General features: G+C 72.9%; 11 protein-coding genes. 5 read left to right on the forward strand and 6 right to left on the reverse strand.

All coding sequences use genetic code 11. The annotated features are described in order from the left end of the window. Positions 1 to 277: 277 nt before the first annotated feature. The 4 genes from ACIBCT_RS32505 to ACIBCT_RS32520 all read right to left on the reverse strand — a co-directional run bounded on the left by ACIBCT_RS32505 (position 278) and on the right by ACIBCT_RS32520 (position 4,918). On the reverse strand, positions 278 to 1,282 hold the full coding sequence (locus tag ACIBCT_RS32505) for an ABC transporter permease (protein WP_399195166.1): 1,005 nt from the start codon (positions 1,280 to 1,282) through the stop codon (positions 278 to 280). Then, positions 1,279 to 2,250, reverse strand: coding sequence for an ABC transporter permease (locus ACIBCT_RS32510; protein ID WP_399195168.1), 972 nt, complete (start codon positions 2,248 to 2,250; stop codon positions 1,279 to 1,281). The genes ACIBCT_RS32505 and ACIBCT_RS32510 overlap by 4 nt, the downstream gene beginning before the upstream one ends. Continuing rightward, positions 2,243 to 3,769 carry a sugar ABC transporter ATP-binding protein gene (locus ACIBCT_RS32515; RefSeq protein WP_399195170.1) on the reverse strand — a complete coding sequence of 509 codons (1,527 nt, stop codon included), beginning with the start codon at positions 3,767 to 3,769 and terminating at the stop codon, positions 2,243 to 2,245. Before ACIBCT_RS32515 ends, ACIBCT_RS32510 begins: the two co-directional genes overlap by 8 nt. 66 nt (positions 3,770 to 3,835) lie before the next feature. Beyond that, the gene (locus ACIBCT_RS32520) at positions 3,836 to 4,918 is read right to left on the reverse strand and encodes an ABC transporter substrate-binding protein (RefSeq protein ID WP_399195172.1); all 1,083 of its coding nucleotides are present in this window, start codon (positions 4,916 to 4,918) and stop codon (positions 3,836 to 3,838) included. A 342-nt stretch (positions 4,919 to 5,260) separates the two neighbouring features. Here ACIBCT_RS32520 and ACIBCT_RS32525 point away from each other — a divergent pair, with 342 nt between their 5' ends. Both ACIBCT_RS32525 and ACIBCT_RS32530 read left to right on the forward strand, forming a co-directional pair. Continuing rightward, positions 5,261 to 6,049, forward strand: coding sequence for a DeoR/GlpR family DNA-binding transcription regulator (locus tag ACIBCT_RS32525; RefSeq protein ID WP_399195235.1), 789 nt, complete (start codon positions 5,261 to 5,263; stop codon positions 6,047 to 6,049). Positions 6,050 to 6,155: 106 nt separating this feature from the next. Further along, the gene (locus tag ACIBCT_RS32530) at positions 6,156 to 7,682 is read left to right on the forward strand and encodes a sugar ABC transporter ATP-binding protein (RefSeq protein WP_399195174.1); all 1,527 of its coding nucleotides are present in this window, start codon (positions 6,156 to 6,158) and stop codon (positions 7,680 to 7,682) included. Between the two features lie 135 nt (positions 7,683 to 7,817). Here the strand turns inward: ACIBCT_RS32530 and ACIBCT_RS32535 are convergent, their stop codons facing one another. Then, positions 7,818 to 8,615 (reverse strand): metallophosphoesterase, encoded by a 798-nt coding sequence (locus ACIBCT_RS32535; RefSeq protein ID WP_399195176.1) that lies wholly within the window; start codon positions 8,613 to 8,615, stop codon positions 7,818 to 7,820. 70 nt (positions 8,616 to 8,685) lie between these two features. Between ACIBCT_RS32535 and ACIBCT_RS32540 the strand changes: the two genes are divergently transcribed. Then, positions 8,686 to 10,095 carry a PLP-dependent aminotransferase family protein gene (locus ACIBCT_RS32540; RefSeq protein ID WP_399195178.1) on the forward strand — a complete coding sequence of 470 codons (1,410 nt, stop codon included), beginning with the start codon at positions 8,686 to 8,688 and terminating at the stop codon, positions 10,093 to 10,095. 75 nt (positions 10,096 to 10,170) lie between these two features. On the opposite strand, the gene ACIBCT_RS32545 is transcribed toward ACIBCT_RS32540, so the two are convergent. Further along, positions 10,171 to 11,148, reverse strand: coding sequence for a helix-turn-helix transcriptional regulator (locus ACIBCT_RS32545; protein ID WP_399195180.1), 978 nt, complete (start codon positions 11,146 to 11,148; stop codon positions 10,171 to 10,173). 57 nt (positions 11,149 to 11,205) lie between these two features. Here ACIBCT_RS32545 and ACIBCT_RS32550 point away from each other — a divergent pair, with 57 nt between their 5' ends. Both ACIBCT_RS32550 and ACIBCT_RS32555 read left to right on the forward strand, forming a co-directional pair. Next, entirely contained in the window at positions 11,206 to 11,679 is a 474-nt protein-coding gene (locus tag ACIBCT_RS32550) for a VOC family protein (RefSeq protein WP_399195182.1), read from the forward strand. Next, positions 11,676 to 12,236 carry a YdeI family protein gene (locus ACIBCT_RS32555; RefSeq protein WP_399195184.1) on the forward strand — a complete coding sequence of 187 codons (561 nt, stop codon included), beginning with the start codon at positions 11,676 to 11,678 and terminating at the stop codon, positions 12,234 to 12,236. Before ACIBCT_RS32550 ends, ACIBCT_RS32555 begins: the two co-directional genes overlap by 4 nt. Positions 12,237 to 12,267: the final 31 nt, after the last annotated feature.

Raw genomic sequence — 12,267 nt, forward strand, 5'->3', positions numbered from 1 at the left:
CGGGCCCGGGGCGTCTCGTGACACCCGTGTCGCTCCACCTGGCCGTCCGCCCGGCCGTCGTGACGTCCGGGCATCACGGCGGCGGGGAACGCGGCCGGCCCGGCCCGTCGTGACGTCCGGGTGTCGCGCGCCGGTCGCGACGGCCGGGTGTCGCGCGGCGGGAAACGCCTCATGCCCGGCCGTCGTGACGGCCGGGCATGACGCCGCGGGGGACGCCGCCGGATCGCGGCGTCCCGGGCCGGCGCCGTCCGGGAAGGGGGCGCGCCGCCCCCCCGGGTCAGGTGTCCTGTTGTCGTATCCCGCCGAGCACGCGGTGCGTGATGACGACGATGGCGAGGAACGCGCCGCTGACGACCTGCTGGAAGGAGGACGAGAGCCCGGGGATCTGGTTGATCAGGTTCTGGATGACCCCCAGCAGCAGCGCCCCGGCGATCGTGCCGCCGAGACCGCCGGCGCCGCCGGTGAGCAGGGTCCCGCCGATCACCACGGCCGCGATCACGTCGAGTTCGAGCCCGATGCCGAGGATCGTCACGCCGGAGGACAGGCGGGCGGCGTTGAGCGCCCCGGCCAGACCGGCGAGCAGCCCGGACATCAGGTAGACCATGATCTTGGTACGGGCCACCGGGACGCCCATGAGGGCCGCGGCGTCCTCGTTGCCGCCGATGGCGTAGACGTTCTGCCCGAACCCGGTGCGCTGCAGCAGGATCGCCGCGGCGGCCAGGATCACCAGCATGATGAAGAAGGGGTAGCCGATCTCGAACAGGGCGCCCTGGCCGATGCCCGCGAACACCTTGTCCTCCACCAGGTAGGTGGTGGCGCCCTCGTCGGTCATGGAGAGCATCAGGCCGCGCGCGCCGAGCAGCCCGGTCAGGGTGACGATGAACGGCGCCATCCGGGTCCGGGCGATGATCAGCCCCTGGACCAGGCCGAACGCCCCGCAGACCGCGAGCGGCAGCGCCAGCGCCACGACGGCGCCGTGACGGGAGCCGTACGCGGCCAGGACCCCGCCGAGCACGAACAGCGAGCCCACGGACAGGTCGATGCCGCCGGAGATGACGACGAAGGTCATGCCGATCGCGATGATCGCCAGGAACGAGGAGGCGGTGGCGATGTTGCCGAGGTTGGCCGGCGTGGTGAACGCGTCGAACCCGAGCGTGCCCACGACCAGCAGGACGCCGAGCACGACGAGGGCCCCGTGCCGCTGGAAGAGCCGGCCGGCGCGTTCCCGGGACGTCGGCCCGGTGGCCGCCGATGGTGCCGGACGAGCGGTCTGGGTGGTCACCGGCGCTCCCGTGCTGCGTAGACGGCCGCGAGGATGATCGCGGCCTGGGCCATCTGGGTCCAGGACTGGGGAAGGTTGTGCTTGATGAGGGTCGCCTGGAGGAGCTGCATCAGCAGGGCGCCCATCACGGTGCCGAGCACCCGCACGCGGCCTCCGGTCAGCGGGGTGCCGCCGACCACGACCGCGGTGATGGCCGACAGCTCCATGAACAGTCCCAGCGAGGTGGGGTCGCTGGCCTGCAGCCGGGAGGTGGCGAGCGTCCCGGCGATGGCGGCGAGCACGCCGGACAGCACGTACACCGACAGCAGCACCCTGCGCACCGGCAGCCCGGCGAGCCTGCTGGCGGCGCGGTTGCCGCCGATGGCGACGAGCTGGCGCCCGAAGGTGGTCCTCCTGACGAGGAACGCCACGGCGACGATGAGCGCGACGGCCACGAGGACGACGATCGGCACACCCGCCACCGAGTCGCTGCCGAGCGCGACGAGGGTGGGGTTGGAGAACTCCCGCAGCTGGGGGAGCAGCACGTTGGCCAGGCCGCGTACCCCGACCAGGAGGGCCAGCGTGGCGACGATCGGCTGTACGCCCACCACCGCCACCAGCGCTCCGGCGGCCGCGCCGACCAGCGCCCCGCCGGCGATCGCCATGGCGATCGCCGCGGGGGCCCCGTACCCGAGGTAGAGGGCGGTCAGGGAGGCGGCCAGGGCCATCACCGAGCCGACCGACAGGTCGATCCCCTCGGTGCCGATCACCAGCGCCATGCCGAGCGCGACGATCACGATCGGGGTGACCTGGACGAGCTGGGTGCGGAAGTTGTCGGCGGCCAGGAAGTGCGGGGTGAAGGCGGCGTTGAAGACGAACAGCGTGGCCACCGCCGCGTACACGCCGTACCGCTGGAGCCAGGCGATCGTCCCGGCCCGGCCGGACGAGCCCTTGCGCGGGGCGTCGGTCACCACGGTGGTCTCAGTCATCGTTCTTCCCCGCGATCGCGGCCATGATCTTCTCTTCCGTCACGTCGTCGCCGCTCAGCTCACCCGCGACCGCTCCGTCGCGGAGCACCACGACGCGTTCCGAGCCTTCGACGAGTTCCTCCAGGTCGGAGGAGATGAGCAGGACGGCCAGTCCTTCTGCGGCCAGGTCGTCGATGAGGGCCTGTACCTCTGCCTTGGCGCCGACGTCGATGCCTCGGGTGGGTTCGTCCAGCAGCAGGACCTTGGGGTTCATGGCCAGCCAGCGGGCCAGCAGGACCTTCTGCTGGTTGCCGCCCGACAGCTCACCGGCACGCTGACCCGGACCCGCGGCCTTGATGCGCAGGCGGCTCATGAACGTCTCCACCACGCGGTCGACGGCGGCCTCGGAGACGATCCCGGCCCGCGCCAGCCTCGGCAGGGCGGCCAGCACGATGTTCTCCCGCACGGACAGCGTGGGCACGATCCCCTCGGCCTTGCGGTCCTCGGGGAGCAGGTTGATCCCGGCCCGGATGGCGGCGCCGACCGAGCCGGAGGGAACCGCCTTCCCCTCCACCGTGACCTGCCCGGAGTCCAGCGGCAGGGCACCGGCGATCGCCTTGGCCGTCTCGCTGCGTCCCGATCCCAGCAACCCGCCCAGGCCGACGATCTCCCCGGGCCGCAGGGCGAGCGACACGCCGTTCAGCACGTGCTCGCGGTCGAGCCCGGTCGCCGACAGCACCGCGGGGGCGTCGCGCGAGTGGTCGCGGCCGCCGAACCTGGTCAGGCCCTCGGAGGCGACCTGCTGCAGGTCACGGCCCAGCATCAGGGAGATCAGCCGCAGCCGCTCCAGTTCCGCCAGCGGGCCGGTGTGCACCAGGCGGCCGTCACGCAGCACGGTGACGTGGTCGCAGATGCGGTAGAGCTCCTCCAGCCGGTGGCTGACGTAGATCACCGACCGGCCCTGGGCCTTGAGGTCGGCGATGGTGTGGAACAGCCGGTCGACCTCGCGCGGTTCCAGCGAGGAGGTGGGCTCGTCCATGATGACGACCTGCGCGTCGGCCTGTACCGCCCGGGCCAGGGCGACCATCTGCTGGGAGCCCAGGCCGAGCGATCCCAACGGGCGGCGCACGTCCGGGCGGATGCCGTACCCGTGCAGGATCTCCGAGGCCCGCCGCCGCATCTCGGCGAAGTCGATGAGGCCGAAGCGGCCCCGCGGCTCGCGGCCGAGGAAGAGGTTGCGCGCCACGCTCATCTGCGGGACGAGGTTGACCTCCTGGTAGATGGTGGCGATCCCGGCGCGCTGGGCCTGCAGCGGGCTGGTGAAGTCCATCCGCTCGCCCCGGTACCTCACCTCACCCGCGTCGAGCCGGTAGACCCCGGTCAACACCTTGATCAACGTTGACTTGCCCGCGCCGTTCTCCCCGACCAGCGCGTGCACCTCCCCCTGGCCCAGGGCGAAGGAGATGTGGTCGAGGGCCGTGACCCCGGGGAACACCTTGAGGGCGCCGACGGCCTCGAGGACCGGATCGCTGACTGGCACGGGGCTCCTTTCCTGCCACCCGGCGCACGCGCGCTGGGCACGGGCGCCGGGTCGCCGACGAGCGGATCAGTAGGTCTGGGGCAGCGAGGACTTGGCGCTGGCCTCGTCGTACTCGCGGTCGGCGATGGTGACCTTCTCCGGGATGCTCTCGCCGTCCAGGAACTTCTGGGCCGTCGAGAAGGCCAGGGCGCCGAAGCGCGGGTTGGACTCGATCACGGCCTGCAGCCAGCCGTCGACGATGCCCTGGACCGCGCCCCGGGTGCCGTCGATGGAGACGATCTTCACGTCTCCGGGCTTCTTGCCCGCTCCCTTGAGCGCGGTGACCGCGCCGAGGGCCATCTCGTCGTTCTCGGCGTAGATACCGTCGATGTCGGGGTTGGACTGGATGAGCTGCTCGGTGACCTGCTGGCCCTTCTCGCGGGCGAACTCACCGGTCTGCTCGAAGGTGATCTCGATCTCCGGCGCCTCGGCGGCCATCCGCTCCTTGAAGCCGGCCGTCCGCTCGGTGGTGACGTTGTTGCCGGGGGAGCCCAGCAGGATCGCGACCTTGCCCTTGCCGCCCATCGCCTTGATCATCTGGTCGGCGGCGCGCCTGCCCTGCTCGGTGAAGTCGGACCCGATGAAGGTCAGGTAGTCGGTGCAGTGCTTGGCGTTGATCTTCCGGTCGATCGTGATGATCGGCACCTTCTTGGCCGCGGCCTGCTGCAGGACCGGCTCCCAGCCGTCGGAGTTGAGCGGCGCGATCACCAGCAGCTTCGCCCCCTGGGCGATGAGCTGCTGCACGTCGCTGATCTGCTTGGAGAACTGCGACTGGGCGTTGGTGACCTTGAGGTTGGCGATGCCGGCCTTGGCGGCCTCGTCCTTGATCGACTGGGTCTCGGCGATGCGGAACGGGTTGGCCTCCTTCTCCGACTGCGAGAAGCCGACCACCGCGGTCTTCAGGTCGAACGCGGTCCCGCCGTACTGCTGGAGCGTGCATCCGGGGCCGGCCGAGCCCGTGGGGGTCTGCACCACCTGTCCCTGGGCCTGGGAGTCGGACGGGCCGGGGGCCGCGGTGGTGGTCTCGGACTTGGCGCACCCCGAGGCGAGCAGGGCGGCGGTGGCGAGCAGGACGACGGCGTGGCGGGAACGGTATGCGAGCGGGGACATCTGTCCTCCTGGAGGCGAGGCCATCATGCGATGATCAAAGGGTGGTAGGGAAGCGCAACAAACCAGTAACCTTCCCGTCACTTAGTAATCACAATCGATCGCATTCGATCAAATTTTTTGCAAAGGTGATCAAATGTGATCGCTAACAGAGGGGCGACCCCGCGACGGAAACGGCGGGTCCACCGGCCGTGACAGGCTCCGGGAGCTCCGCGGAAGCGCGCAGGCCGCCGGGAGGGCGGGCCGGTACCGTCATCCACCCGTAATCCGGATTCTTTATGATCGGGGCCGATCAGCACTAGTCACAGGGCGGGCGGACAGGTGACGGACGGAAAGACCAGCGATATGGCCGACGGTGCGCGGCCGGTGTTCGCGGCCGAGCGGCGCCAGCGCATCCTCGACCTGGTGCGCGCCAACGGTGCCGTCTCCCTGCGCGACCTCGCGCGGGCGGTCGGCTCCTCCGAGGTCACCGTCCGCCGTGACGTGCGGATCCTCGAGGGCGAGGGGCTGCTCGACCGCCACCACGGCGGCGCCACCCTGCCGGGCGAGCTCTCCCGCGAGCCGACCTACCTGCAGAAGGCCCAGGTGGCCGACACCGAGAAGACGGTCATCGCCGACCTGGCCGCCTCCCTGGTCGAGGACGGCGACGCGATCGCCGTCGGCGCCGGCACCACGACCCAGGCGTTCGCCCGCCGCCTGGTCAGGTACGGCGAGCTCGCCGTCGTCACCAACTCGCTCCTGGTGGCCCAGGCCCTGGCCGACTGCCCGCGCATCGAGGTGGTGATGACCGGGGGCACGCTGCGCGGCTCCATCCACGCCCTGGTCGGCAGCCCCGCCGAGCAGTCGCTGGCCGGGCTGCGGGTGCGCCGCGCCTTCATCTCGGGCAACGGGCTGACCACCGAGCGCGGCCTGTCCACCCCCAACCTCCAGGTCGCCAGCGTCGACCGCGCGATCGCGCGGGCCGCCGAGGACGTGGTCGTCCTCGCCGACCACACCAAGATCGGTATCGACACCATGGTCCAGACCGTGCCCACCGAGGACATCACCCACCTCGTCACCGACGACGGGGCCCCCACGGAGATCCTGGACGACCTCGCCTCCCGGGGGGTGCGGTTGCACGTCGCCCGCCGCTAGGGACGGGCCGATCACCTGAGGCCGAAGGCGACCGTTCCTTTACGGGATCGTTTCCTTTCTCGGTCATCATCGGGACATGCTCCCGGGCGATCCACGGAGGAGTCTTATGGCAGCCGGCATCCGGGCCGTCGAGGCGGCGGGAATCGTCAAGGACTTTCCCGGTGTCCGAGCCCTCGACCACGTCTCCCTGACCCTCGGCGCGGGAGAGGTCCACGCCCTCGTGGGGGAGAACGGCGCCGGCAAGTCCACCCTGGTCAAGGTGCTGACCGGCGTGCACCGCCCCGACTCGGGAAGGCTGCGGCTGCGGGGCGAGGAGGTGCGGTTCGCCGGCCCCCTGGACGCCCGCCGGGCCGGGATCTCCACCATCCACCAGGAGGGCAACCTCGTCCCGAGCATGAGCGTCGCGCGCAACCTGTTCCTCGGCCGCGAACCCCGTAACCGGTTCGGCCTCATCGACGCCGCGCGGGCCCGGCGGCTGACCGAGGAGATCCTGCGCGAGTACGACCTGTGCCTGGACGTGCGCCGCCCGCTGGGATCGTTCGGGCCGGGTACCCAGCAGATGGTCGCCCTGGCCCGTGCCGTCCAGGCCGACGCGCGGGTGGTGGTGCTGGACGAGCCCACCTCGTCGCTGGACTCCCCGGAGGCCGAGACCCTCTTCGAGGTGATCGCGCGGCTGCGGGCCCAGGGCCGGTCGGTGCTCTACGTGACCCACCGGCTGGAGGAGCTCGACCGCGTCTGCGACCGGGTCACCGTGCTGCGCGACGGCCGCGTCGTGCACACCGGCCCCGTCGCCGGGCTCGACCGGCTCCGGCTCCTCTCGCTGATGCTCGGCCGCAACCCCGCCGACATCGCCGAGCAGGGCACGACCGCGTTCGCCGTCCGCTACCCCGAACCGGCCGACGACCCCGTCCTGCGCGCCACCGGCCTGGTCAAGGACCACGTCCTGAACGGGGTGTCGCTGGCCATCCGCCCCGGTGAGGTGGTGGGCCTGGGCGGGCTGATCGGTTCGGGACGCAGCGAGACCGCCAAGGCCATCGCGGGCGCGCTCACCCTGGACTCCGGCGAGGTGACGGTCGCCGGCCTGCCCGTACGCGGCCGTACGGTCAGGAGCGCCATCCGCGCCGGAATCGGCCTGCTCCCCGAGAACCGCACCACCGAAGGGCTGATCGGCTCGCTGTCGGTCAAGGAGAACATCGTGCTCGCGGCGCTGCCGCAGCTGTCACGGGCGGGGATCGTCTCCGAGAGCAGGATCGACCGGATCGTCGAGATCTTCATCAGGCGGCTCGGCATCAAGGCCGCGGGTCCGGGTCAGCGTGCCGGTGAGCTGTCGGGCGGCAACCAGCAGAAGGTCCTGCTGGCCCGCTGGCTGGCCATGAACCCCAAGGTCCTGCTGCTGGACGAACCCACCCGAGGCATCGACGTCGGCGCCAAGGCAGAGGTACAGGCCCTCATCGACGACCTGGCCGCAGAAGGACTGGCCGTCCTGCTCATCTCCTCCGACCTGGAGGAACTCGTCGAAGGTTCCGACCGCGTCGTCATCCTGCGCGACGGGGCCGTCGTCTCGGAGTTCAACGGCCCCGACATCACCGCCGGACTGATCATGACGACGATGGCGGACCGCCCCTCCGGGTGAGGGGTCCCCACCGGGACGCCCCGGGTTCCCGCGTCCCCCTCACCCCCCTCACCCCCGCCGCCGTCCTCCGCCGATCCGGTCTCCCGCGGCCCGCTCACGCGCGGGCGGGGAGGCCCGCGAAGGGGGAGCCCCCGCTCACGCGGCGCCGTACGACCCCGGGTCCGTGCCGCCCGCGGGGGTGACGACGGACCGGTAGTGGGTGGTCAGCCCCCCCTCGTCGTCCAGGACGTGGAAGGCCAGCGAGGGCGGCCGGTCGAGATGGACGTGGTCGTCGGGGTTGGCGGACCGGCGCTCCCAGGGGAGGCGGACGGTGGAGACCAGTCCCGGCGCCACCAGCAGCGGCCGTCCGGCGAAGGTGGTCGCCGCCGCGGTGTGGGCGTGCCCGCACAGGAAGGCCACCAGGTTGGGGTGACGCTCCGCGACCGCGGCGAGCCTCTCGGCCCCGAACTGGCGGATGGCGTCGATGAAGGGGATCTGCAGCCGGGCCGGCGGGTGGTGGAAGCCCACCAGGACGGGAACCTCCGCCGGGGTGCCGGCCAAGGTGTCCTCCAGCCACGCCAGCGTCTCCTCCTCCAGGAAGCCCTCGTCCTTCCCGGGGACCGAGGAGTCGCACAGGACGATGACGGCACCGGACGTCCGGTGCACCTGGTTGATCGGCTCCTCCGTTCCCGGCCGGCCGAGCAGGTGCCGCCGGAACGCGGCGCGCTCGTCGTGGTTGCCGGGGCAGATCAGCAGCGGATGCCGGGAGGTGAACAACCGGCGCGCCCGCTCGTACTCGGCAGGAAGGGCGTGGTCGGCGATGTCGCCGGTGACCAGGACGGCGTCCAGGTCGTAGGGGAGATCCTCCAGGTGGTCCATGACGGCCTTGACGCGCTCGACGCTGCGCCGCCCGTCGTCGATGTGGGGGTCGCTGAGATGGGCGATCACGATCACTGCGGTTTCCCTTCGTTCTGGCTCACCACGACCGTAGAGGACCACCGGACCAGGATTAAGATCCGGTTTCATGCCGAAACACTGGTCCGGTTCCCGACTAGACCTGCACATCTCCCCGGACACGGCGGGCGGGCGGCGCTCCGGCCTGGAGTCCGCCCTGCGGGAGGCGATCCGCGAGGGACGGCTGCCCGCCGGGACGCTCCTGCCCTCCACCCGCGGGCTGGCACGGGAGCTCGGGCTCTCGCGGGGCACCGTCAGCGCCGCCTACGACCAGCTCGTCGAGGAGGGCTACCTGACCACGCGGCCGGGATCGGGCACCGGCGTGGCCGAGGTCCCGCTCGGCACCCGGGAGCCCGCGCCCCCCGCGCCCGCGCCCGCCGCCCCCCGCCACGACCTCCGCCCCGGCCTGCCGGACGTCAGCGCCTTCCCCGTCCGGGCCTGGCTCGCCTCCACCCGCCGGGTGCTCGCCCGCGCCCGTCCCGAGGTCTTCGGCGCCGGGGACCCGCAGGGACGGATCGAGCTGCGCGCCGCGCTCGCCGGCTACCTGGGCCGCACCCGCGGCGTGATCACCACCCCCGACCGGATCGTCGTCACCTCCGGCTACCACCAGGGCCTGGGCCTGCTCTGCGGCGCGCTGGTCGCGGGCGGCGCCCGTACCGCGGCCGTGGAGGACCCCGGCCACAACGTCTTCCGCGACGTCGTCCGGCGGGCCGGGTTCACCGTCCGCCCCCTGCCCGTCGACGCCCACGGCGCCCGCACGCAGGAGCTGACCCACCGCGACGCGGCGGCGTTCCTCACGCCCTCGCACCAGTACCCGACCGGCGTCCCGCTGCGTCCCGGCCGCCGCCAGGCACTGTGCGCGTGGGCGCGCTCCACCGGCGGCCTGGTCGTCGAGGACGACTACGACGGCGAGTACCGCTACGACCGCCAGCCCGTCGGCGCCCTGCAGGGAGTCGCCCCCGACCAGGTCGTGTACTGCGGCACCGTGTCCAAGACCCTCGGCCCCGCCCTCCGCCTCGCCTGGATGGTCCTTCCGCCCCACCTGGTGGAGCCGGTGACGCGGGCCAAGCGGCACGCCGACCAGTACACCGAGACCCTGGGCCAGCTCGTGCTGGCCGATCTGATCACCACCCACGCCTACGACCGCCACATCCGTGCCGCCCGCCTGCGCTACCGCCGCCGCCGCGAGCTCCTCCTCACCAGGGTCGCCACCGTCCCGGGCCTGGTCGCCCACGGCGTCCCGGCCGGGCTGCACACGCTGCTCACCCTCCCGCCCGGCGCCCCCGCCGAGGACGACCTGCTGGCCCGGTGCGACCGCCGGGGCCTGGCCGTACGCGGCCTGACCGAGCTCCACCACGACCCCGCAGGCCGCCCGCAGGGGCTGCTGGCCGGCTTCGGCGCCCCGTCCGAGCGTGCCTACCCGGCTGCCCTCGACGCCCTGTTCGCGGTCCTGGCCGATCGGGACGCCCCCGGGGGGTGAGCCCGCACCGTGGAGGCGACGGCCGGGAACGACGACGGGGACGACGGGACCGGCCGTCCCGCCGGAGCGGGGACGCTAGGCACGGTCCGTACCGGCGAACGCGCCGATGGCCCGTCCGGCGCGTTCGGTGATCGCGCGGAGGTGACCGGCCAGTTCCGGGGGGTCGAGGAGGGTGTAGTCGACCGGCAGGAGCATCACGCGGTAGGCCAGGTGCCGCGGTGAGTCGGGGTGGGTGAGCAGCAGGCACGAGTCGTCGTCGACCGCCTCCAGGACCCCCTGCCAGGCGGGGACGCTCTCGGCGGCCCGTTCGAGGGGCACGTGCAGCAGCAGCCGGGCCCGGACGTCGCGGGGCGGCATCTGCCGGGTCACCCAGGTCTCGGTGTCGACGCCGCCGGGCAGCTCGCGGGCGGGGACGCGGACGCCGGTGCGGTGCAGCTCGCCCATCCGGTCCACCCGGAAGGAACGCCACCCGGCCCGGTGCTCGTCGTAGGCGACCAGGTACCACAGGCGCTCCCAGACCACCAGCCGGTGCGGCTCCACCAGGCGCCGGGTCGCCTCGCCGTGCGGCCTGGTGTAGGCGAAACGGACCTTCTCGTGCGTCACGCAGGCGGCGGCCAGCGCGGCCAGGACGCCGGCGTCGGCGGCCGGGCCGTCCCGCGGGGGCAGGACGACGGCCGCCCCCGACAGCGCCGCCACCCGGGGGCGCAGCCGTGCCGGGAGGACCTGCTCCAGCTTGGCCAGGGCGCGGAGCGAGGTGTCCTCGATGCCGGTGACGGCCGCGGTGGCCGCGGCGCGCAGGCCGATGGCGACGGCGACCGCCTCCTCGTCGTCGAGCAGCAGCGGGGGCATGGCCGTCCCGGAGGTCAGCCGGTAGCCGCCGACGTTGCCCTGGGTGGCGTGGACCGGGTAGCCGAGCTCGCGCAGCCGGTCGACGTCGCGCCGGATCGTCCGGGAGGTGACGCCCAGGCGGCCGGCGAGTTCGGCGCCCGGCCACTCGCGCGGGGTCTGCAGCAGGGACAGCAGCCGCAGCAGCCGGCCGGAGGGATCGCGCATGCCCCCATCCTGCCATCCCTTCTAGGACGTTCAATGACCTGTTGCCCCCCTAGGGTCATGGACATCGCCTCGGAGCACGGCAGCCGGACCCCCGGCGGCTCCCCGGCGGCGAAGGAGAAGCACATGTTGCGAGGACTCGCCACCGTCACCCTCTGGGCGGACGACCTGGAGGCGGCGAAGGAGTGGTACGCCGACCTGCTCGGCGTCGAGCCGTACTTCGAGCGTCCCGGGAACGGGCTGCCGGCCGCGTACTACGAGTTCCGGATCGGCGACCACCAGGCCGAGCTCGGCATCATCGACCGGCGTTTCGCCCCGCCGGGCGCCTCCGCCGCGCCGGGAGGCGCGATCACCCACTGGCACGTCGACGACGTCCAAGGCGCGCTGGACCGGCTGCTCGCCATGGGCGCCACCCTCCACACTCCGCTCACCGAGCACGGCCCCGGCTTCGTCGCCGCGTCGGTGGCCGACCCGTTCGGCAACGTGCTGGGCGTCATGTACAACAGCCACTACCTGGAGATGCTGGGCCGATGATGCACTTCGAGGACGCCGCGGCGTGGGAGGCGTGGCTGGCCTCCCACCACGGGAGCGGCGACGGCGCCTGGCTGAGGATCGCGAAGAAGGGGTCGGCCGCCACGTCGGTCACGATCACGCAGGCGCTGGAGGTCGCGCTGTGCTACGGCTGGATCGACAGCCACCGCAGGGCCCACGACGACGACTTCTACCTGCAGCGGTACTCGCGCCGCCGCAGGGGCGGCGCCTGGTCGCGGGTGAACGTCGAGCGCGTGGAGGAGCTGACCGCCGCCGGGCGGATGCGCCCGCCCGGCCTGGCCGAGGTCGCCGCGGCCCGGGCGGACGGCCGCTGGGAGGCCGCCTACACCGCCCAGCGCGACGCCGTCGTCCCCGCCGACCTGGCCGGTGCGCTGGCGGCCCACCCGCGCGCCGCCGCCCGCTTCGACGCGCTGGGCAGGACCGGCCGCTACCGGCTGATCCTGCCGCTGCTGAAGGCCAGGACCCCGGCCGGGCGCGCGGCCCGGCTGGACGGGGCGATCTCCACCCTGCTGGAGGACCGGGGAGGTCCCCCGGCCTGATCGTCCACCCCGGGGGCGCACCCGGCAGGCC

The organism is Streptosporangium sp. NPDC050855, assembly GCF_044456585.1.
GTDB lineage: Bacteria > Actinomycetota > Actinomycetes > Streptosporangiales > Streptosporangiaceae > Streptosporangium > Streptosporangium longisporum.